At 70.2% G+C, this 25144-nt stretch carries 19 protein-coding genes and 1 pseudogene; 16 read left to right on the top strand and 4 right to left on the bottom strand.

What is annotated here, in order from left to right:
• Positions 1-27 precede the first annotated feature (27 nt).
• Positions 28-1218 carry an acyl-CoA dehydrogenase family protein gene (locus AB0M87_RS28555; protein ID WP_365857931.1) on the top strand — a complete coding sequence of 397 codons (1191 nt, stop codon included), beginning with the start codon at positions 28-30 and terminating at the stop codon, positions 1216-1218.
• Positions 1219-1261: 43 nt separating this feature from the next.
• On the opposite strand, the gene sepF is transcribed toward AB0M87_RS28555, so the two are convergent.
• The gene (gene sepF / locus AB0M87_RS28560; RefSeq protein WP_365857933.1) at positions 1262-1711 is read right to left on the bottom strand and encodes a cell division protein SepF; all 450 of its coding nucleotides are present in this window, start codon (positions 1709-1711) and stop codon (positions 1262-1264) included.
• 237 nt (positions 1712-1948) lie between these two features.
• Here sepF and AB0M87_RS28565 point away from each other — a divergent pair, with 237 nt between their 5' ends.
• From AB0M87_RS28565 to AB0M87_RS28575, 3 genes are all read left to right on the top strand, one after another.
• The gene (locus tag AB0M87_RS28565; RefSeq protein WP_365857935.1) at positions 1949-2716 is read left to right on the top strand and encodes a DUF1684 domain-containing protein; all 768 of its coding nucleotides are present in this window, start codon (positions 1949-1951) and stop codon (positions 2714-2716) included.
• 133 nt (positions 2717-2849) lie between these two features.
• Positions 2850-3746, top strand: a complete 897-nt coding sequence (locus tag AB0M87_RS28570) for a S1 family peptidase (RefSeq protein WP_365857937.1) — start codon at positions 2850-2852, stop codon at positions 3744-3746.
• A gap of 140 nt (positions 3747-3886) precedes the next feature.
• Positions 3887-4366 carry a hypothetical protein gene (locus AB0M87_RS28575; protein ID WP_365857939.1) on the top strand — a complete coding sequence of 160 codons (480 nt, stop codon included), beginning with the start codon at positions 3887-3889 and terminating at the stop codon, positions 4364-4366.
• A gap of 24 nt (positions 4367-4390) precedes the next feature.
• Here the strand turns inward: AB0M87_RS28575 and AB0M87_RS28580 are convergent, their stop codons facing one another.
• Positions 4391-5275: a DUF4231 domain-containing protein gene (locus AB0M87_RS28580; protein ID WP_365857941.1), complete on the bottom strand. Its 885-nt coding sequence runs from the start codon at positions 5273-5275 to the stop codon at positions 4391-4393.
• 262 nt (positions 5276-5537) lie between these two features.
• On the opposite strand from AB0M87_RS28580, the gene fxsA reads away from it, so the two are divergent.
• The 5 genes from fxsA (at position 5538) to fxsT (ending at position 14035) form a co-directional block, all read left to right on the top strand.
• On the top strand, positions 5538-5699 hold the full coding sequence (fxsA, locus tag AB0M87_RS28585; RefSeq protein WP_365857943.1) for an FxSxx-COOH cyclophane-containing RiPP peptide: 162 nt from the start codon (positions 5538-5540) through the stop codon (positions 5697-5699).
• 9 nt (positions 5700-5708) lie between these two features.
• Entirely contained in the window at positions 5709-7940 is a 2232-nt protein-coding gene (fxsB, locus tag AB0M87_RS28590) for a radical SAM/SPASM protein FxsB, inactivated metallohydrolase extension form (RefSeq protein ID WP_365857945.1), read from the top strand.
• The gene (locus tag AB0M87_RS28595) at positions 7933-8700 is read left to right on the top strand and encodes an AAC(3) family N-acetyltransferase (RefSeq protein ID WP_365857947.1); all 768 of its coding nucleotides are present in this window, start codon (positions 7933-7935) and stop codon (positions 8698-8700) included. The genes fxsB and AB0M87_RS28595 overlap by 8 nt, the downstream gene beginning before the upstream one ends.
• Before the next feature lie 69 nt (positions 8701-8769).
• Positions 8770-10104: an FxsC protein gene (gene fsxC, locus AB0M87_RS28600; protein WP_365857949.1), complete on the top strand. Its 1335-nt coding sequence runs from the start codon at positions 8770-8772 to the stop codon at positions 10102-10104.
• Positions 10088-14035 carry an FxSxx-COOH system tetratricopeptide repeat protein gene (fxsT, locus tag AB0M87_RS28605; RefSeq protein WP_365857951.1) on the top strand — a complete coding sequence of 1316 codons (3948 nt, stop codon included), beginning with the start codon at positions 10088-10090 and terminating at the stop codon, positions 14033-14035. Before fsxC ends, fxsT begins: the two co-directional genes overlap by 17 nt.
• A gap of 23 nt (positions 14036-14058) precedes the next feature.
• Here the strand turns inward: fxsT and AB0M87_RS28610 are convergent, their stop codons facing one another.
• A complete protein-coding gene (locus AB0M87_RS28610) occupies positions 14059-14925 on the bottom strand; it encodes an alpha/beta fold hydrolase (protein ID WP_365858091.1) in 867 nt (288 codons plus the stop codon).
• A 155-nt stretch (positions 14926-15080) separates the two neighbouring features.
• Here AB0M87_RS28610 and AB0M87_RS28615 point away from each other — a divergent pair, with 155 nt between their 5' ends.
• Both AB0M87_RS28615 and AB0M87_RS28620 read left to right on the top strand, forming a co-directional pair.
• A complete protein-coding gene (locus AB0M87_RS28615) occupies positions 15081-15905 on the top strand; it encodes an SPFH domain-containing protein (RefSeq protein WP_365858093.1) in 825 nt (274 codons plus the stop codon).
• 150 nt (positions 15906-16055) lie between these two features.
• Positions 16056-17141: a S1 family peptidase gene (locus AB0M87_RS28620; protein ID WP_365857953.1), complete on the top strand. Its 1086-nt coding sequence runs from the start codon at positions 16056-16058 to the stop codon at positions 17139-17141.
• A gap of 55 nt (positions 17142-17196) precedes the next feature.
• On the opposite strand, the gene AB0M87_RS28625 is transcribed toward AB0M87_RS28620, so the two are convergent.
• A complete protein-coding gene (locus AB0M87_RS28625; RefSeq protein ID WP_365857955.1) occupies positions 17197-18204 on the bottom strand; it encodes a DUF3533 domain-containing protein in 1008 nt (335 codons plus the stop codon).
• A 188-nt stretch (positions 18205-18392) separates the two neighbouring features.
• Between AB0M87_RS28625 and AB0M87_RS28630 the strand changes: the two genes are divergently transcribed.
• From AB0M87_RS28630 to AB0M87_RS28650, 5 genes and pseudogenes are all read left to right on the top strand, one after another.
• Positions 18393-21986, top strand: coding sequence for a DNA polymerase III subunit alpha (locus tag AB0M87_RS28630; RefSeq protein ID WP_365857957.1), 3594 nt, complete (start codon positions 18393-18395; stop codon positions 21984-21986).
• A complete protein-coding gene (locus AB0M87_RS28635; RefSeq protein ID WP_365857959.1) occupies positions 21983-22921 on the top strand; it encodes a hypothetical protein in 939 nt (312 codons plus the stop codon). The genes AB0M87_RS28630 and AB0M87_RS28635 overlap by 4 nt, the downstream gene beginning before the upstream one ends.
• A gap of 174 nt (positions 22922-23095) precedes the next feature.
• Positions 23096-23959 (top strand): alpha/beta fold hydrolase, encoded by an 864-nt coding sequence (locus AB0M87_RS28640; protein WP_365857961.1) that lies wholly within the window; start codon positions 23096-23098, stop codon positions 23957-23959.
• 97 nt (positions 23960-24056) lie between these two features.
• Positions 24057-24506, top strand: a complete 450-nt coding sequence (locus tag AB0M87_RS28645; protein WP_365857963.1) for a GNAT family N-acetyltransferase — start codon at positions 24057-24059, stop codon at positions 24504-24506.
• Between the two features lie 64 nt (positions 24507-24570).
• Positions 24571-25143 (top strand): annotated as a pseudogene (locus AB0M87_RS28650) (class I SAM-dependent methyltransferase); the annotation flags it as partial.
• Position 25144: the final 1 nt, after the last annotated feature.

Below are 25144 nucleotides of genomic sequence, written 5' to 3' on the forward strand. Positions count from 1 at the left end.
TCCGCGCGAGCCGTCGGAGGCATCCCCATGTCCGCATCTTCGAAGCTGCCGCCCTTCGACCCCGGCGACCCCATCGGCCTGGACGACCTGCTCGATGACGACGACCTCGCGATCCGCGACACCGTCCGGTCCTGGGCGGCCGACCGCGTCCTGCCCCATATCGCCGAGTGGTACGAGCAGGGCGAGCTGCCCGGCATCAGGGAACTGGCCAGGGAACTCGGTTCCATCGGCGCGCTCGGCATGTCACTGCAGGGGTACGGCTGCGCGGGCGCCAGCTCGGTCCAGTACGGCCTCGCCTGCCTGGAACTGGAAGCGGCCGACTCCGGAATCCGCTCGCTGGTCTCCGTGCAGGGCTCGCTCGCCATGTACGCGATTCACCGCTTCGGCTCAGAGCACCAGAAAAAGCAGTGGCTGCCCGGGATGGCGGCCGGCGAGGTCATCGGATGCTTCGGCCTCACCGAGCCCGACCACGGCTCCGACCCCGCCGGCATGCGGACCTACGCACGGCGCAGCGGTGACGACTGGGTGCTGACCGGCCGGAAGATGTGGATCACCAACGGATCGGTGGCGGGCGTCGCGGTCGTCTGGGCGCAGACCGACGACGGCATCCGCGGCTTCGTCGTGCCCACCGGCACCCCCGGCTTCTCGGCTCCGGAGATCAAGCACAAGTGGTCACTGCGCGCCTCGGTCACCAGTGAGCTGGTGCTGGACGACGTACGGGTGCCGGCCGACGCGGTGCTGCCCGATGTCACCGGGCTGAAGGGACCGCTCAGCTGCCTGAGCCACGCGCGCTACGGGATCGTCTGGGGGGCGATGGGGGCCGCCCGGGCGAGCTTCGAGGCCGCGGTCGATTACGCGAAGACCCGGGAACAGTTCGGCAGGCCGATCGGGGGCTTCCAGCTCACCCAGGCCAAGCTCGCCGACATGGCGGTGGAACTGCACAAGGGGATCCTGCTCGCGCATCATCTGGGGCGCCGTCTCGACGCCGGGAGGCTGCGGCCGGAGCAGGTCAGCTTCGGGAAACTCAACAACGTGCGGGAGGCGATCGAGATCTGCCGTACCTCGCGCACCATCCTCGGTGCGAACGGGATCTCACTGGAGTACCCGGTGATGCGGCACGCCACCAACCTCGAGTCGGTACTCACCTACGAGGGCACAGTGGAGATGCATCAGCTGGTACTGGGCAAGGCGCTCACCGGTCTCGACGCGTTCCGGTAGACACACATCCGGCGGCGTCCGGACCGACCGGCGAGCACCCTGCTCAGCTCTGGTTGAAGAAGCCGCCCTCGGTGGGCCGGCCCGCGGCCTCCCCGCTGACGATGCGGGTGTCGGCCGGCGTCAGCAGGAAGACCCGGGTCGCGACCCGGTCGATGGAACCGCGCAGGCCGAAGATCAGTCCGGCGGCGAAGTCCACCACCCGCTTGGCGTCCGCGGGCTCCATGGAGGTGAGGTTCACGATCACTGGTACGCCGTCGCGGAACATCTCACCGATGCTCCGGGCATCCCGGAAGCTGTCCGGGGTGATCGTGGCGATCCGGCGGCTCTTCTCCTGTGCCGACTCGGCGGCGACGCGGACCCGGGGGTCGGTCACCCATGCCTCGGCGGGGGCAGCGGTCGCCGCTCCCTCCGCGTACTCGTCGTCGTAGTAGCGGTCGTCGTCGTTGTCCTCGACAAGGCCCAGCCAGGCACTCGCCTTGCGTACCGATCCCATGGACGCCTCCTTTCACCGCGGTCCGTCTGCGTTCCGCATCCCTATGGTCGTCCATGATGCGGATCGCGCGCCAAGCGGATAAGCAGAGCGGAGGGGATTCGTGACGGTACTGGTGCAGAACTTGTGGCGGTTCGTCAGGATTATTCCTACGCAGGACTGCTGACGTAATGAAAATAAGATCTTTCGGGACCGTCTGGGTGACGGCTGAGACGTACGGGTGACGGAAGGACTGAGCGCATGGGCGCGGGCGCGGACGACGCGAACGGTACGGGCGGCCCCGGCGGTACGGGTGGCCCTCAGGACGCGGCGGCCGCTGACCGGGCCGACTGGCCCGAACAGCGCACCGCGACCGTCTTCGCGCCGTACGGTCCGCTCGCGCTCACCGGCACCCACTGGCTCGACGACGCGGCGGAGGGACGAATTCCGGCCGTTGCGGGCCGTTGGGAGGCGGCCCGCGACGCGGTGGTGCTGACCGCCACCGCGGAGGACGGACTGACCCTGGACGGAGAGCCGTTCACCGGCCGGGCAGTGCTCACCGCCGACCACGCACCGGCCGCATCCGCCCGTCCGGCCCAGGGGGAACGGCATCGGGTCGTGGTGTACCGGGCGGGGCTCTGGGCGATACGGGTCACGGACTCGGCGTCCGCGGCCCGGCGGGACTTCGCCCGTATCGAGGCCTCCGCGTACGAGCCGAGGTGGGTGCTGCCCGGAACCTTCCGGCCCTGCGCCGAGCGCCGCACCGTCCGGGTCCCGAACGCCGACGGCCGCGACCGTGGGCTCGGCCTCACCGGTGAACTGGCCTTCCGCATCGAGGGGCAGGTCGACTCCAACCGGGCGCTGCTGACGCCCTGCGCCTTCACCGAGCACTTCATCTGCCCTTTGCCACCACCCGGCAACACCCTCCCGATTGACGTCCCGGCAGGAGAACGCACGGTTCTCACCGGGCAGCACGGGCGCCGCTGTGCGACGCCGGTGCGCCCGGCCGAAAGGCGCTCTTGCGCCTGATGGCCGGTTCGCGTTGTACTCCCGGAAAGCGCTTGTCAGGGGCACGGCGGAAACACCCCGTCCGGTCCTGCTGGCTGTGCCTCCGGGTCCCCCCACCCTGACGGACCCTCGATTCCCTTCGGAAGGAACTGAAGTGAGGATCAACACCACCCCCCATAGCGGCTCCGCGAGACGTGCACGGCTGATCGCCGTCACCTCCGGCCTGATCGTCGCGGCCGCGCTGACCGTACCCACCGCCCACGCCGACCAGGCCAAGACGTACAGCCCGCAGCAGCTGGCCGCAGCCAGCAACGCGGTACAGAGCGCGAATGTGGCAGGCACCGCCTGGTACGTCGACAAAGCGACCGGCAGTCTGCACGTCACCGCGGACAGCTCGGTCTCCCCGGCCGAGATCTCCGGGATCATGCACCAGGCCGGCACCAACGCCGGTGCGGTGCATGTCCAGCGCGTGCCCGGCACCTTCAACGAACTTCTGTCGGGCGGCGACCCGATCTACACCACGCAGTGGCGCTGCTCGGTCGGCTTCAACGTCCGCAGCGGCTCGAACTACTACTTCCTCACCGCGGGGCACTGCACCGAGGGTTCACCCGCGTGGTACACGAACGCGTCGGACAGCACCAGCATCGGTCCGACGGTAGGCACCAGCTTCCCGGGCAATGACTACGGCATCGTGAAGTACAGCAACACCTCCCTCGCCCACCCGGGCACCGTCGGCGGCCAGGACATCACCAGTGCGGGCAACCCCACCGTGGGGCAGACGGTGACCCGTACCGGCTCCACCAGCGGCACCCACAGCGGCAGGGTCACCGGGCTGAACGCCACCGTCAACTACGGCGGCGGCGACGTGGTGTCCGGCCTCATCCAGACGACCGTCTGCGCCGAGCCCGGCGACAGCGGCGGTCCGCTCTACGCCGGTTCCAAGGCCCTCGGGCTCACCTCCGGCGGCAGCGGCGACTGCACCTCGGGTGGCACGACCTTCTTCCAGCCCGTCACCGAAGCGCTCAACGCCTACGGAGTCAGCGTCTACTGACGGTCCGCCGACGGGTGGTCCGTGCTCCGCAGTGCTGCCGGCCGCAGCTGGCCCCCGCCCGGTTCTCCGGGTGGGGGCTCTTGCGTACTTTTGAGAGGATGTCGGAGGGAGAGCCGGGGGGCTCGGAAAAGGCGGGGCGTATGAAACGCATCGGAGTGACCGGGCACCGCAGCATTCCGCACGAGGCTCTCACTCATGTGCAGGACGCGCTGCACGCCCTGCTGTGCGGCCATTCGGGCTCCCTGGAGGCGCTTTCCAGCCTGGCGGCCGGCGCGGACCAGCTCTTTGCCGGTATCGCGCTCGAATGCGGTGCGGAACTGACGGCGGTCATCCCCAGCGGCGACTACGAGCTGGGCTTCGACGACAAGGGCGAGCTCGCCCGCTATCAGTGGCTCAGAAGCCGGGCCGCCCAGGAGGTCCGGCTGGCCTTCGCCCATGCCACGGACGAGGCGTACTACGCGGCGGGCACCTATATCGCCGACAACTGCGACCGCCTGGTCGCGGTCTGGGACGGCCGGCCGGCCCGCGGGCGCGGCGGTACCGGCGACATCGTGAGCTACGCCATCGGGAAGGGCACACCGGTGACGGTCATCTGGCGCGACGGAGTCCAGCGCGACTAGCGGGAAGAGCCGAGACTCGGCGGGTCAACTCCCGTGCCGGGCCAGCCACTCGGTGTACTGCGGCGAGACGATCCGCTCGGTCTCGTACACCACCGACGACCACTGCTTCTCGGTGAGCCGGCCCTCCATCGCGATATGCAGCGCCTTCAGCTTCTCCTCCACCAGCGCATGCGCCGAGATCAGCGGCTGATGGCGGCGGAACTCGCCCCAGGCCACCCCGGAGGCGGCCGTGGCGGACAGCACCCCGGCCATCGCGGTGTTCTCGGTCACCGAGAAGGCCCGCAGCACCCCCAGGATCAGCGCGACCAGGACGAGCAGTGCGAAGGCGCTCGACCACAGCGCGGTCGCCAACAGGGACACCTCCTGCTTGCGGCGGTACCAGTTGCGCTGCTCGATCAGCCGGTCCCGCACGTAGGTCTCCTTGCGGACCTCGAACGACTTGGCGCGCAGTACCCGCATCTGAGGCGTTATCAGGTCGTCGTCCGGTGACTCGAGGGTCCAGCCCACCGTCCGCAACTCCTCGAGCTGTTCCTCGACCCGGGTGGTGAACAACACGTCGGCGTCGGCGGAGCCGGCGTCGAAGGGTGCACCGTGCACGGCGTAGCGCCAGCACATCGATTTGATGAAGTCCGCTGCGGAGCGGTTGAGTTGCCACTGAGACTGCGCCTTGCGCCGGGAGGTGCTGAAGGTCAGCAGCAACACTCCGGCGTACGCCACCGCGCTCAGCACGCCGAACGCCTGCAGCCCGCCGCCCAGCTCCACCTGCCAGGGCACCGCCGCCAGCGCGGCCCCCACCACCAGAAGAACCAGTTGAGCGCGGGTGGAGCCGACCGCCTCTCCTTGTCGGGCGATGGCCAGACCGTCGGCGCGATGGAACAACGCGGGCAGATCGGCATTCCGGAAGACCATGCTTCGTCCGGGACCGGGTAACGCCGTCACGTGAACCCCCGTCTGCGACTTCGGGCCGCCCGGCCCGAGTCTTCACTCTTTAGGTGGAATGGTGCCTTCCATATTTCTGGAAGACGCTCGACGCAATGCGCTTGTTACCGCTGGTGGCGCTCAGTTGCCTTCGGTCTGCATGAGAGTAAAGTCGACCCGCCGACACTGCAACGGTGCACTATCGGTATTCCAGCCCATGTCCGGAAAACATCCTTCAAGGACGGTCGCCACCATGTCCGTAACTTCCGCCTCCTTCGCCGCGGCGAAGAAGCCACGCGTTCCGCTGTCCGAGATCGATGTGCGCGGGGCCGAGGCCGCCAAGCAGCTCGGCAGGGTGCTCGCCATGTCGAACGGCCGCCCGATGAGGACCTCGACCTTCAACTCGGCGCTCTAGACTGGCGGAATGACAGGACCCCTGGTCCCATTCCGCGAGATCGTTCTCAAGGTCCACAGCAGATGTGATCTGGCCTGTGACCACTGCTATATCTACGAACACGCAGATCAGAGCTGGCGTACTCGCCCGAAAGCAATCTCTGACGAGGCGATTCACTGGACGGCTCTGCGACTGGCGGAGCATGCCAGGACCCATGCCCTGCCCTCCGTGTCAGTGATCCTGCACGGAGGGGAGCCACTACTGGCGGGTCCCGCGCGGCTGCGCCGCATCTGTGAGGAGCTCACCGGGGCCCTGGAGGGCGTCGCGGAGCTCGACCTCCGGATCCACACCAACGGGCTGCAGCTCAGCCCGCGCTATCTCGATCTTTTCAACGAATTCCAGGTCCGGGTCGGTATCTCCCTCGACGGCGACCAGGAATCCAACGACCGCCACCGTCGCTTCGCCGACGGTCGCAGCAGTCACCCACTCGTGCTCAGAGCCGTGGAACTGCTGCGCCAGGAGCGGTACGCCCACCTCGATCTCGGCCTGCTCTGCACCATCGACGTGCGGAACGATCCCGTCGCCGTGTACGACGCACTGACCGCCCTCGCCCCGCCGCGTGTCGACTTCCTGCTTCCGCACGCCACCTGGGACGAGCCTCCGCACCGGCCCGCCGGTTCACCCACCGCCTACGCGGACTGGATCCTGACGGTCTTCGACCGGTGGGACGCACAGGGGCGGCAGATCCCGGTCCGGCTCTTCGAATCGGTGCTCTCCACGCTGAACGGTGGCCCCAGCCTCACCGAGTCGCTGGGTCTCGCCCCCACCGATCTCGTGGTGGTCGAGACCGACGGCACGCTGGAACAGGTCGACTCGCTGAAGAGCGCTTACGAAGGCGCCGCGTTCACCGGGTTCGACGTGTTCACCCATGCCTTCGACGAGGTCGCCGCGCACCCCGGGATCCGCGCCCGCCAGCTGGGCCTCGCAGGGGTCGGCGAGAAGTGCCGGCAGTGCCCGGTCGTCCGGTCCTGCGGGGGAGGCCTCTACACCCACCGCTACCGCGACCGGTCCTTCGACCAGGAGAGTGTCTACTGCACCGACCTGGAGGCGCTGGTGCGCGGTATCGAGACACGCACCGCCGCCGCGACGACCGAGCCGGCCATCGCCGACCCGGTGGAACTGGACGCCGCGCAACTGTCCCTCTCCCGCATGTTGCTGGTCCATCTGCACACCGATCTGGACGGCCGGGGCGGCGAGCGGTGGGCGGAGGCCTGGGAACTCGCGGGCCGGGTGGACCAGCGCTCCGACGGCATGTTCGACACCGTGATCGGCCATCCCTACGCACGCAGCTGGCTCCTCGGCGCTGCGGAGGCCGTGCAGCGGGGGCGCTTCGGGCCGTCGGGCCGGCTGGCCGCATACGTCGCGGCCGCAGCGGTACGCGGTGGTTCCGACGCCCCGGTCACCGTGGCCTTCGACGACGGCCTGCTCCAGCTGCCCACCCTGGGGGCGTTACGGCTCGCCGCGCCCGGGGGCGGCGGACACGCGGTGGTGCGCCGCGTCGAGAAGGGCTTCCTGGTGCGGCTCGGACACACCGAGCACCGGGTGGCCCGACCCGACGAGGCCACGGACGGCTGGGAGCCGGTGCGCCGACTCGGCCGGGACGGCGCACCGGACCTCTTCCTGGACGACCTCGATCCGTACCGCGACTGCTACGGCACCCCGGTCACCCCCCGCCTCGGCCTGGCCGAGGCCGCCGACTGGAGCCGCCGGCTGGCCGGAGCCTGGTCGGCGCTGCGCGACGCCGTCCCCGGGCAGGCCGACGAGGCGGCGGCCCGGTTGACCACGGTGACCCCGCTGGCCGCCGGTGCACCGCGGGTCGGACGGCACGGCCCCGGGGCCCTGGGCATCGCCGCGCGGGAGCTCACCCCGGAAGGCCTGCTGCGCGCCGTGCGCCGGGCGAAACTGCGGGCACTGCTCGACGTCACCGACCTCTACGCGCAGGACGGCGCCTGGCTGCACCCGGTGCCCTGGCAGCCGGATCCGCTGCCGGTCTCCCGGTTGCTGGCCGAGGTGTTCGAGGGCGTCGGCCTCGCCGCGTACCGGAAGCGTGCGGGAGAAGGCCCGGGAGAGCAGCGTGCCGTTGCCCCGACACAGATCAGCTCCGCGCTGGAAGCTCTGCAGGAGGCGGCCGAGCTGACGGTCAGCGGCAAGAGCCTGCTGGCCGCCCTCCGGGACGAGTGGGAAGAGACAGTCTGTGACTGACCGTGCGCGGCTGGCCGGCGAGCTGAGCGCCCTCGGGGTGACACGCGGCGCGACCCTGCTCGTGCACGCCTCGCTGAGCGGCACCGCACTGCGCGCCGGGATGCTGCGCGACGCGCTGCTGGACGTCCTGGGGGACGAGGGCACCCTGGTGGTGCCGGCCTTCACACCGGAGAACTCCACGACGTCCTCGGCCCACCTGCGACAGGTGGCGGGCCTCACCGCGCGCGAGCAGGCCGCGTTCCTGGCCTCGATGCCGCCTTTCGATCCCGGCCTGACACCGTGCCTGGGCATGGGCCGGCTGGCTGAATGCGTCCGGCGTACCCGAGGCGCACGGCGCAGCGCGCACCCGCAGACCTCGTTCGCCGCGCTGGGCGCGCGAGCCCGGGAACTGGTAGAGGGACATCCGCCGGACAGCCACCTCGGTGAGAAGTCGCCGCTCGGGAAACTGCTGGAAGCCGGGGCCGACGAATTGATGATCAATGTGGGGTTCGAGGTGTGCACCTCGTTCCATCTTGCCGAATACCGCATTCCGCATATCCCGCTGAAGACGTACCGCTGTGTGATCAGCAGGAACGGACGGCGCGCATGGTTCGAATACCAGGACATCGCACTCGACGACAGTGATTTCGAGCTGATCGGTGCGGACTTCCCCCGGATGAGGGTCCGGGAGGGAAAGCTGGGCAATGCGGCGGCCCTGCTGGTACCGATCGGGGACGCCGTGGACCACGCGGTGAAGTGGATGACCGAAAAGCGGCGTTGATTGACCGAACGTCGACGGGGTGGAGGCGCTCCGCTCCGGAATGATGTCCTCTTGGAGGACGGGGGCCAGTTGGCAGCAACGGAACAGCCGAGAGCGGCGAACCACAGGCCGTACTTCTTTCTCAGCTATGCGCACACGCCCAAGCACGGCGCCGTGGGGCCGGATCCCGACATGTGGGTCGAGCGGCTCTACCGTGACCTCTGCGGCCATGTGATGGCCATGACCGATCTGCCCGCCGGAGCCCCGGCGGGCTTCATGGACCGGGAGTTACGTTCCGGAGAGGGCTGGTCGGAGCGGCTCGGGGAGGTCCTCGCCACCTGCCGGGTGTTCGTCCCGCTCTTCTCGCCGCGCTATTTCGTCAGCGAGATGTGCGGCAAGGAGTGGTACGCCTTCGCCCAGCGGGCGATCCAGCACCAGGCCCGTTCCAACCGCACCACCGAGGCGATCGTGCCTGCCCTCTGGGTGCCGGTGCCGCCGCACCAACTGCCCGGCCCGGCCGAGCGGTTGCAGTTCAACCACCGGGCTTTCGGGGACCGGTACGTGACCGACGGCCTGTACGGACTGATCAAACTCCGGATATTCGCCGAGGAATACGAACGGGCCGTCTACGAACTGGCCAAACGGATCGTGAGTGTCGCCGACGCGTCGGACGTCGGCCCCGGCCGCCCCGTCGACTACCGGCTCGCACCCAGCGCCTTCGGCCCGCCGAGCCCCGGCCCGCGCCCGATGCAGCTGACCGTCGCGGCGCCCACCCGGCACGATCTGCCCGACGGGCGGCACGCCGAGTACTACGGGGACACCCCGCTGGACTGGAATCCGTACCAGCCGGACTCCGCCAGACCGCTGGCCAGACTGGCCGAGGACCTGGTGCGCTCGCTCAACTACCAGGCGACGGTGACCTCCTTCGACGAGGAGGTGCTCCACCTCGACGGGAAGCAGCCCCCGTCACGCCCCGAGGTGCTGCTCGTCGACCGCTGGGCGCTGCACGACGAGGAGCGGCGCAGGCGGCTCGCCGCCTTCGACTCGGAGAACCGCCCCTGGGTGAGTGTGGTGGTCCCGTGGAACCGCGACGACCACCAGAGCAGAGCATCCGAAGCCGAACTCAGCGCCCAGCTAGAAGCCACCATGCCGTCCAAGATGCAACTGGGCCGCGCGACATCGCGCGCCGCGGCCAAGGGGGTGCCGAGCATGGAGGCCTTCGGCCAGATCCTGCCCCAGGTCGTGGAGGCGGCCGCCCAGCAGTACCTGAAACACGCCGTGGTGTACCCGCCGGGCGGCGGCGGCCACAGCGAACGACCGCGTCTCATCGGCCCGATGGCCACCGAACAGGCCACCACCCACTTCATACCCGGTACGCACGACAACGCGCTCGATGCGGAGGACACGGATGACGGCAGGGCGTGACGGACGCATCGTCACCTTCTATTCCTACAAGGGAGGCACCGGCAGGACCATGGCCCTGGCCAACACGGCCTGGATCCTCGCCGCGAACGGCAAGCGCGTCCTCGCGGTCGACTGGGACCTGGAGGCGCCCGGCCTCTACCGCTTCTTCCACCCCTTCCTCGACCCGTCCACTCTCGGCGCGACCACCGGGATCATCGATCTGATCACCGAGTATGCCTGGGCCGCGACCAGCCCCGTCGCCCGGCCCGACGACTGGCACCGGGACTACGCACGGATCCAGCAGCACGCGGTCTCACTGACCCCGGAAACGCTCGGCTGGGAGTTCCCCGACGGAGGCACCCTCGACTTCGTGTCGGCGGGCCGGCAGAACCGCGAATACTCCGCCACCGTCTCCACGTTCGACTGGGACAACTTCTACGACCGGCTCGGCGGCGGCCACTTCTTCGACGCTCTGCGCGACGACATGAAGGCCAACTACGACTACGTCCTCATCGACAGCAGGACGGGTCTGAGCGACATCGCCGACATCTGCACGGTCCATCTGCCGGACGCACTGGTGGACTGCTTCACCCTCAGCGACCAGTCCATCGACGGCGCCGCCGCGGTGGCCCGGCAGATCGACAAGCACGACGGTGGCCGCGGCATCCAGATCCTGCCGGTGCCCATGCGCATCGACGAGGGGGAGAAGGAGAAGGCGGACGCCGGGCGGGCGCTGGCGAGGCTCCGGTTCGACGGACTGCCGCGCGGCCTGTCCGGCGAGGAACTCACCGCTTACTGGGGCGCGGTGGAGATCCCGTACCGCCCCTACTACGCCTACGAGGAGACGCTGGCCACCTTCGGTGACGAGGCCGGGCTCACCAACTCGCTGCTCTCCGCCTTCGAACGGCTGGTCGCCGTCGTCACCGACCAGCAGATCACCGCGATGCCCTCGATCCCCGAGGAGACCAGGCTCCGTATCAGGGACGCCTTCACCCGCCGCCGCCCCGCGCTCCCCGCCGATCTGCTGCTCAGCTATGTGGCCGAGAACCGGATGTGGGCCGACTGGATCGAGTCGGTGCTCACCCGGGCCGGCTTCCGGGTGGTACCGCGTGACGTGTCCGCGGAGGCGGGCCCGTCCGACGCGGAGACCGCGGCCGCCGAGGGCGCCGCCCGTACGGTCGTCGTTCTGTCCTCCGCCTATCTCAAGTCGGCCCGCGCCGTGGAGGTCTGGCAGCGTTCCGCGGCCGAGGACCCCTCGGGGACCCGCCGGCATCTGCTGCCGCTGCGCGTCGGCGACGTACGGCTGACCACGCCCTACATCGACCGCAACCCGGTGGACCTCTTCCGGCTGGACGAAGTGCACGCCACCGCGGCCCTGTTGCGGGCGGTGGACCGGCCGGTCCAGCTCGCCGACGGGGCGATGTCCCCCGGGCCGCGTTTCCCGGGGACCGTACCGAAGATCTGGAACGCACCACCCCGCAACTCCGGCTTCACCGGGCGTTCCATGGTCCTGGAGCGGATGCGTGACCAGCTCGGCGGCGGCATGGCTGTGGTACTGCCGCAGCCGCAGACGCTGTACGGACTCGGTGGGGTCGGCAAGACCCAGGTGGCTCTCGAATACGTGCACCGCTTCATGGCCGACTACGACCTGGTGTGGTGGATCTCCGCCGAGCAGACCGACGATGTGGTGGCCGGCCTCGCCGAGCTCGCCGTCCGGCTGGGGACGCAGGGCGCCGACGACATGGCCGCGGCCTCCCAGGAGGCCATCGATCTGCTGCGGCGCGGGGTGCCCACCCCGCGCTGGCTGCTGGTCTTCGACAACGCCGACGACCCGGAGCAGCTGAAGCGGTTCTTCCCGCCGGGCGGCCCGGGCCACGTGCTGGTGACCTCACGGAACCAGACCTGGTCGCAGTACGGTGACGCGCTGCCGGTGGACGTCTTCCTGCGCGAGGAGTCCGTCGAACACCTCCAGCGCCGGGCCCCCGGCCTGTCCGCCGAGGACGCCGCGCGGGTGGCGGAAGCGGTCGGTGACCTGCCGCTGGCCGTCGAGCAGGCGGCCGCCTGGATCGCGGAGACCGCCACCCCCGTCAACACCTATCTGGAGCAGCTCGCACAGGAGGCCGAGAGCGTCCTCGGACTCAACCAGCCGGCCGGATATCCGGAACCGGTGGCCGCCACCTGGAACGTGTCCATCGCCCGTCTCAAGGAGCGCTCGCCCGCCGCGGTGCGCCTGCTCCAGCTCTGTGCCTTCTTCGCCCCCGAGCCGATCTCCGCCAAGCTGCTCTACAGCAGGGAGATGATCGACGCGCTCAAGCCGTACGACGCCACCCTCCAGGAGAAGCTGGTACTGGGCCGGGTCATCCGGGAGATCGGCCGCTTCGCGCTGGCCAAGGTGGACCAGGTGGGCGGTTCCATCCAGGTGCACCGGCTGGTACAGGCCGTCATCAAGGCTCAGCTCAGCCAGGAGGAGCGCAACGAGGCGCGGCACGCCGTGCACCGGATCCTCGCGGGCGCCAGACCTGATGGCGACGAGCCGATAGACAACCCCGACACCTGGCCGGATTTCGCTCCCATCTGGCCGCACCTGGGTCCGTCCGAGGCGAGGCTCTGCAAGGAACCCGAAACCCGCCGGCTGATGATCGACCGGGTGCGGTACCTGTGGAAGCGGGGCGATTTCGTCACGGCCGCCGCTCTCGCCGGGGAACTGCGTGAGGTCTGGCGCGAGCAACTCGGCAGCAACGATCTGCAGTATCTCTACCTGCGCTTCCACCTCTCCAACATCCTCCGCTCACGCGGCCGTTATGTGGAGGCGATGGAGCTCGACGAGGAGACGCTGGAGCGCCAGCGGGCCCAGCTGCCCGAGCTCGGCCCCTCACATCCGCACACCTACATGACCACCAGCGCCCTGGCCATGGACCTCGGCGCGCTCGGCGAGTACAGCAGGGCCATGACACTGGCGACCGAGGCGTACGAGGGGTTCAAGGAGATTTTCGACGAGTCCCATCCGAGGACCCTCGCGGCCGCCAACAACCTGGCACTGAACCTGCGGATCGCCGGGGAGTACGCCCGCGCCCGGGAGATGGACCAGGACGTCTACGACCGGCGCACCGAGGTGCTCGGCCCGGAACACCCGTACACCCTCTCCTCCGCCCAGAACCTGGCACGCGACCTGCGGGAGGTCGGTCGGTACGAGGACTCGGCCGCCCTGCTAGCCCGTACGTACGACATCTTCAAGCAGCAACTGGGCAGGACCTTCCCCGGCACCCTCGCCGCCGCGAAGAGCCTGGCCGTCTCGCTGCGCAGGGCCGGCCGGACGGAGGACGCGCGGCGGCTGACCGCGGCCACCCGCGACCGGTACCGCATCAAGTACGCCGCGGCCAACCCGGACACGCTGGCCTGCGAGCTGAACTTCGCGGCCGACCTGTTCGCCGCCGGCGACGCGGTGGCGGCCCGGGACGCCGCCCAGGGCGTGGTGGACGAGTATCTGAAGGTGCCGGGCGAGCGGCATCCGTACACCCTCACCGCCATCAACAACCTGGGCATATACCAGTGGGCCTGTGGCTCGCTCGACAGCGCGGAGTCGCTGCTCTCGGGGGCGATCAGGGCGATGAGCGAAGTGCTGAACGCGCGTCACCCGCAGGTGCTCTTCGCGACGGTCAACCTCGCCAACGTCGTCGCCGACCTCGGCGACCCGGAACAGGCACTGCGGATCGAACGGGCCGCCGTGGGCGCACTCCGTGAGGTCATCGGCGCGCACCACCCGGAGACGCTGGCCGGCGCGTCCAACATGGCGGTCTCGCTGGACGCACTGGGCCGCAAGGAGGAGGCTCAGCTGCTCCGGGCGGAGGTCGTGCCCGAGTTGCAGCGGCAACTGGGGGACGACCATTCCTATGTGGCCATCGCGAGCGATGCGCGGCGGTTCAACCGCGACCTGGAGCCGCTTGTCGTGTAGGGGCCGCGGCTGCGGGGCGGCGCTCAGTCGTCCAGCAGCCAGTTCAGGATGCGGGGGAGCGCGTGCAGCGCGTCGAAGTGCGCGGCGGCCGGTTCGAGTACGGCCGTCGCGCCCGGGATGCGCCCGGCCAGCCAGCGCGAGTGGCCGACCGGCGAGAAGACGTCCTGCACCCCGTGCCACAGCAGGATCGGACCACGGATGTCGGCGGGGTCGAAGCCCCAGGGGCGGCTGAAGGCCAGCGCGTCGTCGATCCAGCCGTACGGTGAAGTGCGCAGCGCCTCCTGGTAGTTGCGCAGCAGCATGGCCCGTACGCCCGCGTCGTTGACGACCCTGCGGTCGGAGTCGGTGAGATCACTGAACAACTGGTCGAGCAGCCGGACCGGGTTCTTCCTGATCTCCGCCGAGCGCGGGATGAGCCGGGCGGCGAGTCCGGCGGGATCCTCGGACGCGCTGGTGTACTCCCTGACGTTGGACGCGGCCATGCCCTCGAACCAGTCCAGCCCGTCCGCGTCCCGGGGGGCCAGCGTCACCAGGGCCGCGGCTCTGGTCACCCGCTCGGGCAGCAGCGCCGCGCAGGCGAGCGCGTGCGGGGCGCCGCCGGAGCGGCCGGCCACCGCGAACTTCTCAAGGCCGAGCGCGTCGGCGATGTCCCTGACGTCCTGGGCGACGGCGGCGACGTTGCGCCCGGGCAGCCGGTCGCTGCCCCCGTAGCCCGGCCGGTCGAAAGCGATGAGCTGCATTCTGCGCTGATAGAGGACCATGCCGCGTGGTGCGGGCCCGAGTCTGCTGCCCGGTGTGCCGTGCAGCAGGAACACCGGCCTGCCGTGCGGATCGCCGAGACGCTCCACGGTCAGGTGCCGGCCATCCCTCGCGCGCACCCGTCCACGCAACCCCGGACCCCCCGCGCTGTATGCATGCGTCGTGTGCACTGGCATCCCCCTTCGCATCGATGATTACCCATGGAGGGTCATGTCCGGGACTCCCTTTGGCGGGAAAGCGGGGTTACCGTCGAAAGGCACGTCCAATTCGGACCCTGGGGGCCGTGATGGTCGAGGAACTGATGTCGGCCGGTGCTGCTGTGGTGGCTGTCGGCGCCGTCTATCTGTTGGCGGGGGCCCGGGTCGTCAAACAGTACGAGCGGGGTGTGGTCTTCCGGCTGGGACGGCTGACGGACACGGTGCGTGGTCCGGGTTTCACCATGGTGGTGCCCTTCGTCGACCGGCTGCACAAGGTGAATCTGCAGATCGTCACGATGCCGGTCCCCGCCCAGGACGGTATCACCCGGGACAATGTCACTGTCCGGGTGGACGCGGTGATCTATTTCAAGGTGATCGACGCGGCCCATGCTCTCGTGGAGGTCGAGGACTACCGTTTCGCGGTGTCCCAGATGGCGCAGACCTCACTGCGTTCGATCATCGGTAAGAGCGATCTCGACGATCTGCTGTCCAACCGCGAAAAGCTCAATCAGGGCCTGGAATTGATGATCGACAGCCCGGCCGTCGGATGGGGCGTGCAGATCGACCGGGTGGAGATCAAGGACGTATCGCTGCCGGAGACGATGAAGCGGTCGATGGCCCGGCAGGCCGAGGCGGACCGTGAGCGGCGGGCCCGGGTGATCAACGCGGACGCCGAACTGCAGGCGTCGAAGAAGCTGGCCGAGGCGGCCGGCGTGATGTCGGACCAGCCGGCCGCTCTGCAACTGCGGCTGCTGCAGACCGTGGTCGCGGTGGCAGCCGAGAAGAACTCCACGCTGGTGCTGCCCTTCCCGGTCGAACTGCTGCGCTTCCTCGAGCGGGCGACGCCCCAGCAAGCGGGGACGGCTGCCGAGCCGGCGACCGTGGTGGAGTCGGGGCCGCCCACCCATTCGTGAACACCGTGCGGTCGGTTTGTTGCTGTCATGTGCGCGTCCTGAAGTCGACCTTGTGTGCGAGCTGTGCCTGTCGGGATAGTGGGCGGCTCAACCATCCTCCGTGTCCGGACACCCCACTGACCGGATGCGGCCCCCACAGGAGGTCGAAAGTTGAAGCACCGACGCATACCCAAGCGCCGGGTGGCCATCGCGGCGGGCGGCGCTGCCGCGCTGATCGCCGCGGCTGTCACCTTCCAGACGGCCAGCGCCAGCGAGGGGACCCCCACGCCTCTCGCCAGGACGCTGTCCGTGACCGCGGCAGGGAACCTGGCAGCGACGCTGACCCACCAACTGGGCGCCGACACGGCCGGTTCGTACTACGACGCCAAGAGCAAGCACCTGGTGATGAACGTCGTCGACGAGGCGGCAGCCCAGGACGTGCGCAGCGCGGGTGGCAGGGCGAGAATCGTCGACAACACCCTCGCCGAGCTGAAGAGCGCCCGTAAGACCCTGGTCGCCAAGGCGTCACTGCCGGGCACCTCATGGGCGGTGGACCCGGTGAGCAACAAGATGGTCGTCACCGTGGACCGCACCGTGTCCGGCACGGAACTCTCCCAACTGGACGGGATCGTCAAGGGGCTGGGCTCCCGAGCCGAACTCAAGAAGAGCTCCGGGGAGTTCAAGCCCCTCATCGCGGGCGGCGACGCCATCTGGGGTTCGAACGCGCGCTGTTCGCTCGGTTTCAATGTGGTCAAGGACGGCCAGCCGTACTTCATCACCGCCGGGCACTGCACCGAAGCCGTCACCAGTTGGTCCGACACGCAGGGCGGCTCCCAGATCGGCACCAACGCGGCCTCCGACTTCCCCGGCCACGACTACGGCCTGGTGAAGTACACCTCGGGCACCCCGCACCCGAGTGAGGTCGACCTCTACAACGGCAGCACCCAGCCGATCACCAAGGCCGGTAACGCGACCGTCGGGATGGCCGTGCAGCGCAGCGGTTCCACCACCCACGTGCACGGCGGTACGGTCACCGGGTTGGACGCCACCGTCAACTACGGCAACGGCGATGTAGTCAACGGGCTCATCCAGACCGACGTCTGCGCCGAGCCCGGCGACAGCGGCGGTGCGCTCTTCGCGGGCGACACCGCGATCGGCCTGACCTCGGGCGGCAGCGGCGACTGCTCGGCCGGCGGCGAGACGTTCTTCCAGCCGGTGCCCGCCGCGCTGGCCGCCTTCGGCGCGACGATCGGCTGATTCCCGCGCGACCCCGGCCCGGCCCGTCCCTGTGGCGGGCCGGGCTCGTCGTGCCTCAGGCCGCCGGCGCCGGACGTCTGCGGACGGTGGACATCGCGAGGGTGATCACCGTGCCCACCACGGCCCATCCGGAGAGCACCAGCAGCGGCCCGGTGACGGCGTTGCCGTCGAAGTACGCGATGGAGCGTGCCACCCAGGTGCCCGCGCCCGGCGGCAGCCAGGGGCCGATGGCCCGCCAGAACGGTGGCAGCATCTGCAGCGGGAAGGCGCCGCCGGCGCTCGGATTGCCCCCGATCACCACCAGCAGGACGGCCAGGCCGATCCCTACGACGCCGGTGAGTGCCTGGAGGGCGAGCGTGATCGCGCCCACCGAGAAGACGACCAGGGCGCCGAGCCCCCACAGCCCCAGGACGCTGCCGGGCAGGGCGCCGAGCAACGGTCCGACGATGACCGCGCCGCCGAGCCCGCCCGCGATCGAGTAGAGCGCCATACTGGCGAGCCTGATCACCGCGCGGGGGCCGTTGGCGGCCCGGGAGCCCGCGCTGATCGCCAGGATCGAGGCGCAGAGGTAGCCGCCGACGCACCAGCCGACGACCAGGTAGAACGCGGAGAGCCCGTCGAAGTCCTGCGCGGACGCCGGGGCCACATCCACCACGCGTACGGTGCGCTGCTGTCCCTTCTCCACCCGGTCGATGAGTGCGGTGAGTGCCGACGACAGTACGGTCCCCCCGCCCGACGCGACCAGCAGGGTGTCCTCGCGGCCGTGGGCGTCGACGATCAGGGCGCCGCCGAGATCGCGGTGCATGATCTGCCGGTGGGCCTCGGCCGCGCCGGCGACCGTACGCGGATCCAGCGGCCCGCCGGGGAGCGCGTCGAGTCTGCCGACGAGCCGCGGCGCGGCCTGCTCGGGCGCCACGACGCCGAAGGGGACGTCCTTCGGCGCGGGGCTGTGCAGCGCCCCCACATAGGACGCGATGAACAACCACTGCAGCACCAGCACACCGACGACGAGCAGGGCGGCCCGCGGGGTGACAGCGCTCTTCATCTCGTCAAGAAAAGTCATGGGCCCAGGGTCCGGGGGAACGGGTATTTCCGCAGGTGGGGAGGGTCTGAATGGCTGAAGGGCCGAGGCGCGTGCAGTGAATCGTACGCACGTTCGAAACTTGGTCTATGGTGGAGAAGAAGGAGGCTGGGGGTCCCTCCGGCCGGTGGCCGGGGAGGCTGGAATCACTGGATCAGGAGGTGGGGCGGATGTCCGGTTTCACGCATCTGCACACCGTTTCCGGCTTCTCCCTGCGGTACGGGGCCTCCCACCCGGAACGACTCGCCGAGCGGGCAGCCGAGCGGGGCATGGACGCCATCGCCCTGACCGACCGGGACACCCTCGCGGGCAGCATCCGTTTCGCCAAGGCATGCGCCCGTGCGGGGGTGCGGCCGTTGTTCGGGGCGGAGCTCGCGATCGGCGGGCGGGTCCGCGAGGAGGGGCTCACTCACCGGATGCGTGCCCCGGTGCGCGGCGGGATGTTCGTCGACGAGTCGGCGCCCCGTGCGACCTTCCTCGCCCGTGACGGCGCGGCGGGCTGGGCCGACCTGTGCCGACTGGTCACCGCCTCGCACGCCGGTACGGGCCGGCCCCTGCTGCCCTGGGCGGGAAACCACGGCGAAGGTCTCGCCGTCCTGCTCGGCCCGGACTCCGAGGTCGGCAGGGCGCTCGCCGCGGGCCGCCCCGACCGGGCCGCCGGCCTGCTCGCCCCCTGGCGGGAGATCTACGGCGACGCCCTGCGCCTCGAAGCCGTCCACCACGGCCTGAAGGGCACCGGCGCCGGATCGCTCAGGCTCGCCGCCCGCACGGTCGGCTTCGCCGCCGAGCAGGGCGTACGCCCCGTGCTGAGCAATGCCGTCCGTTACGCCGACCCCGGCCAGGGCCCGGTCGCCGATGTCCTCGATTCCGCGCGCAGGCTGGTGCCGGTCGATCCGCGCAAGGGGCTCGACAACGGCGAACGCTGGCTCAAGGGACCCGACGAGATGCTGCGCGGCGCCGAGCGGATCGTCGAAGCGGCGGGCTTCCGCCGGGACACCGCATACCGACTGCTGGACGAGACCCAGGCACTGGCCGCCTCCTGCGAGGTCGACCCCGAGGACGACCTCGGCATGGGCACCGTCCACTTCCCCGAGCCGCACCTGGTGGGCGCCACGCGCCGCACCGCGCAGCGCGTCCTCACCTCCCGCAGCGCCGCCGGTATGGTGCTGCGCGGCTATGACGGGCGCCGCGACTACTGGGAGCGGATGCATCACGAGCTGGACATCATCGCCTTCCACGGACACGCTTCGTACTTCCTGACCGTCGCGCAAGTGGTACGCGACGTGAAGGAGATGGGCATCCGGGTCGCGGCCCGCGGCTCCGGGGCCGGCTCCCTCGTCAACCATCTGCTGGGCATCACCAACGCCGACCCGGTCGAGCACGGGCTGCTGATGGAACGCTTTCTGTCCAAACGCCGGACCGCGCTGCCCGACATCGACATCGACGTCGAGTCGGCCCGCCGGCTGGAGGTCTATCGCGCGATCATCGACCGCTTCGGCGCTGAACGGGTCGCCACCGTCGCCATGCCCGAGACCTACCGGGTGCGTCATGCGATACGGGACGTGGGCGCGGCCCTGTCCCTGGACCCGGCCGAGACCGACCGGCTGGCCAAGGCCTTCCCGCACATCCGGGCCCGCGACGCCCGCGCCGCCATGGACGAACTGCCCGAACTGCGCGCCGTGGCGGCCGACAAGGAGAAGTACGGACGGCTGTGGGAGCTGGTCGAGGCGCTGGACGCACTGCCGCGGGGGAGCGCCATGCACCCGTGCGGGGTGCTGCTCTCCGATGCCTCCCTGCTGCGCCGCACGCCGGTGATGCCGACCAGCGGGGAAGTCCCCCATAGCCTTGAAGGCACGGGAGGTGCCCCCCTCCCCATGTCCCAGTTCGACAAGGACGACGTGGAGGACCTCGGGCTGCTCAAGCTCGATGTGCTGGGCGTGCGGATGCAGTCCGCGATGGCGCACGCGGTCGCCGAGATCGGCCGGGCGACGGGGGAGCGCCTCGACCTGGACGATCCGAAGCAGGTGCCGGCCGGCGACCCGGCGACGTACCGGCTCATCCGTTCGGCCGAGACGCTGGGCTGCTTCCAGATCGAGTCGCCGGGCCAGCGCGATCTGGTGGGGCGGTTGCAGCCCGCCGGCTTCCACGATCTCGTCGTCGACATCTCGCTCTTCCGGCCTGGACCGGTCGCCGCCGACATGGTCCGCCCCTTCATCGAGGCCAGGCACGGTCGCACGCCCGTGCGCTATCCGCATCCCGATCTGGCCGATGCGCTGAAGGAGACCTACGGGGTGGTCGTCTTCCATGAGCAGATCATCGAGATCCTCCGGATCATGACGGGCTGCGGCCGGGACGAGGCGGACCGGGTGCGCCGGCTGCTGTCGGACCCCGAGTTGCAGGGGCAGATCCGTGCCTGGTTCGCGGGGCTGGCCGAACAGCGGGGTTACCGGGCCGAGGTGATCGCCCGTACCTGGGAGATCGTCGAGGCCTTCGGTGCGTACGGCTTCTGCAAGGCGCACGCGGTGGCCTTCGCCGTGCCGACCTACCAGTCCGCCTGGCTGAAGGCGCATCACCCTGCGGCCTTCTACGCGGGGTTGCTCACCCATGACCCCGGGATGTATCCGAAGCGGCTGCTGCTGGCGGACGCGCGACGGCGCGGGGTGCCGGTGCTGCCGCTGGATGTGAACCGGTCTGCGGTCGCTCACCGTATCGAACTGGTGTCCGATGAATCCAGTACATCCGGCGTATCCAGTACATCCGGTGTATCAAGAACATCCGGCGTATCCAGCACATCCAGTACCTTCGGTATCCGGCTTGCGCTGTCCGACGTCCATGGCATCAGCGAGGCCGAGTCCGCCCGGATCGTGGCCGGGCAGCCCTACTCCTCGCTGCTGGACTTCTGGCAGCGCGCCCGGCCGGGGAAGCCGGTCGCCCAACGGCTCGCTCAGGTCGGCGCGCTGGACGCGTTCGGCGCGAACCGCCGGGATCTGCTGCTGCATCTCTCCGAACTGCACGCGGGGCGGCGGGGCTCCGCGCACAGTGGTCAGCTCGACATCGGCGAGGCGCAGCAGGACCCGGGGCAGCAGGTGGCATCGGCCGGCCTGCCCGATCTCAACGACGAGGAGCGCCTCAGCGCCGAGCTGGGTGTCCTCGGCATGGACTCCTCGCGTCATCTGATGGAGGACCACTACGCCTTCCTGAAGGAGCTGGGCGCGCTCTCCGCCCAGCGGCTGCGGTCCGCCGAGCACGGGCAGAGCGTCCTGGTCGCGGGCGCCAAGGCCGCCACCCAGACGCCGCCCGTACGGTCGGGGCGCCGGGTCATCTTCACCACGCTGGACGACGGTACGGGCCTGGTCGACCTGGCGTTCTTCGACGACAGTCACGCCGCCTGCGCGCACACCGTCTTCCACTCCTGGCTGCTGCTGGTACGCGGGGTGGTGCAACGGCGCGGGCCGCGCAGCATCGGTGTGGTCGGTTCGGCGGCCTGGAATCTGGCCGATCTGGTGGAACTGCGGCGTACCGGCGGGCTCGATGCGGTCGCCGCAGCGCTGGCCGCGCCTGCGGTGTCCGAGCCGGAGCCCGGGCCGGGGCCCGGGCCCGAGCGCGCGCCCGGGGCCGGGGAAGAAGCGGGGGCCGGCGCCGACCGCCGTATCCAGCTGGCCACCGGCTATGAGATGCACCCCTGGGCGGACCTCAAACCCGCCGGCGACCAAGTCGCCACCGGGCGCAAGCTCTGGCACTCCAGCCCGGGGAGCGCGGGGTGATCCTCTACGTACGGTTCACGCCCGAGGCCCTGCCGCTCGGCCTGATCGAGGACCTCACCCCGGTCGTCCAGGCGTTCCCGCCCGACGCCGCGCTCATCGACGTGCGCGGCGCCCAGCGGTATTTCGGGCGGAGCGCCCCCGAGATCGCCGCCCTGCTGCGGGTGCGGGCGCTCGCCCACCACGGCCTGGACTGCACGATCGGGGTGGGCCCCAACCCGCTGCTGGCCCGGATGGCCGCCCGGGAGGCCCGGCCGGGGACGACCCTGGTGGCGGCTGACGCGGTGGCCTTCCTCGCGGACCGGCCGGCCGGCGCGCTGTACGGGGTCGGACCGAAGCTGGCCGGCACCCTCTGCTCGTACGGGCTCGACTCCATCGGCAGGATCGCTGAAGCGCCGCCGGCCACGCTCCAGCGGATCGTCGGCGCGCGCGCCGGCCGTGAGCTCCAGGAACGGGCCCGCGGCATCGACCGCACCCAGGTCGTACCGAACGCGGCGGCCCGCTCGGTCGCGGCCGAACGCTCCTTCCCCCGGGACGAGCTGGACCGGGAACGGCACCGCAGAGCCCTGCTCTCGCTCGCCGGTGAACTGGGAGCCCGGATGCGTGACGACGGCCAGGTGTGCCGCACGCTGACGCTCACCATGCGGTATGCCGACCGGTCCACCACCACCCGGACCCGTACCCTGCGCGAGCCGACCGCGCACTCGGCGGCGCTCACCGCGACGTCGTACGCGATCCATGAATCCCTCGGGCTGCAGCGGGCCAGGGTCCGGGGGATCGGGCTGCGGGCCGAGGGGCTGACCCCGGTGGAGCACTCCACGCACCAGCTGACGTTCGACCCGGCGGACGACAAGGCGCGCAGGATCGAGGCGGTGGCGGACCGGGCGCGGGCCAAATTCGGCCCCCGGGCGATCCTGCCCGGCGCGCTTGCCGCGTAGAACCCCGGTGACCGGCGAAGATCGACTCCTGATCCCCCATCAGATCTTTACCGACGCGTAACTTCCCCCGCTACCTTACTGGCGCGTAATTTGAGCGATGAAGAACCTTCTTGTGGTCCGGACCACAGGGCGAACAGTCATCGCAACTCCCTTGAGCCGCAAGGAGAACACTCGATGCTGCCCTGGAAACGTACTCTCAGGACGCTCCCCGCCCTGTTGCTGACCGCAGTAGCCACCGTGATCCCGGCCGCCACCACGGCCCACGCGTCGTCGGCCCCCAGCAGCGGATGGAACAACTACTCCTGCAAGCCGTCCGCGGCCCACCCGCGACCCGTGGTCCTCGTCCCCGGAACCTTCGGCAACTCGATCGACAACTTCCTCGCCCTCGCCCCGTACCTGGTCAACCGCGGGTACTGCGTCTACTCCCTCGACTACGGTCAGCTCCCCGGCGAGACACTCTTCGACGGGCTCGGCCCGATCGACGCGTCGGCCGGGCAGCTCTCCGTCTTCGTCGACAAGGTGCTCCGGGCGACCGGCACATCGAAGACGGACATCGTCGGTCACTCGCAGGGCGGCATGATGCCGAACTACTACCTCAAGTTCCTCGGCGGGGCCGCCAAGGTGAACTCCCTGACCGGCCTCGCGCCGGACAACCACGGCACCGACCTGTCGGGTCTCACCAGACTGCTGAAGTACTTCCCCGCCGCGACGGACATCCTCCGGAAGGGCACACCGGGACTCAGCGACCAGATCGTGGGCTCGCCCTTCCTCACCAAACTGAACGCGGGCGGCGACACCGTCCCCGGAGTGCGGTACACGGTCATCGCCACCAAGTACGACGAGGTGGTGACCCCCTACAAGTCGCAGTTCCTGAAGGGCCCCGACGTCACCAACGTGGTGGTCCAGGACAAGTGCGCCCTCGATCTGTCCGAACACGGCGCCATCGGCCTCACCGACCGGATCGCCTACCACGAGGTCGTCAACTCCCTCGACCCGGCCCACGCGACCCGCACGACCTGCGCCTCGGCCGTCGGCTGAGCGGGGACGCCGGCGAGGCCGGCAAACAGCGCGGCCGGCCCTCCTCGGGAGGGCTGCCCGCGCGACGAGCCGGCCGAAGCGGTCGTAGCGTGTCCGCATGAGTGATCAGATCCGGCCCGCCGCGGCCGAGGACACCCCGGCGGTGCGGGCCGTGACCGAGGCCGCGTACCACCGGTACATCGAGCGGATCGGCGTCGTCCCCCTGCCGGTGCAGGCGGACCACGCCGCGAACGTGGCCGCAGGACGGGTGTTCGTCACCGGAACGCCGGTGGTGGGCGTCCTGGTCCTCGTCCCCGAAGCCGATCATCTCTTCCTCGAATCGATCGCGGTCCACCCGGACGCGCACGGCACGGGCATCGGCCGCCGGCTGCTCCGCTTCGTCGAGACGTACGCGGCGGAACGCGGACTCGGCGAGATCCGCCTCTACACCAACGCGCTGATGTGGGAGAACCAGAAGCTCTACACGCGGTACGGCTACGAGCTGATGGAGCGGCGGGCGGACGGGCCCTACGACCGGCTGCACTACCGGAAGCGGCTCACGGACTGACGCGCCGTCCTCCGCCGACGGGCCAATCAACTCGATTGTCAGTGGCGGCTGAGATCATCGGAGCATGACGATCGACTGGGATGCCGCTGCCGGCACTTTCGACGAAGAGGCCGACCACGGACTGCGGGACGCCGGGGTGCGGAAAGCCTGGGAGGCCCGCCTGAGGAGCTGGCTGCCCGACGCGCCGGCCGATGTGCTCGACGTCGGCTGCGGTACCGGAAGCCTCGCCCTGCTCGCCGCCGAACAGGGCCACCGGGTGACCGCGGTGGACCTCTCACCGCGCATGGCCGACCGGGCGCGGGCCAAACTGGCCGGTGTCGACGCCGAGGTGCTGGTCGGGGAGGCGTCCCGGCCACCGGTCGGGGAGCGCACGTTCGACGTGGTGCTGGCCCGCCATGTGGTGTGGCTGCTGCCCGATCCCGAGGCGGCGCTCAAGCACTGGTGCTCGCTGCTCAATCCGGGGGGCAGGCTGGTGCTGGTCGAAGGCGTCTGGGGCGGGGTCGGGCTGTCCGCCGGCCAGCTGATGGCGGCCCTCGACCCCCTCACCGCGTCGGTCCATCACACCTTGCTCTCGTCCGACCCGGCGCTGTGGGGACGGGAAGTCGACGATGAGCGTTATGTGCTGGTGGCCATGGCCT

The organism is Streptomyces sp. NPDC051320, assembly GCF_040682175.1.
In the GTDB taxonomy this organism is placed as follows: domain Bacteria; phylum Actinomycetota; class Actinomycetes; order Streptomycetales; family Streptomycetaceae; genus Streptomyces.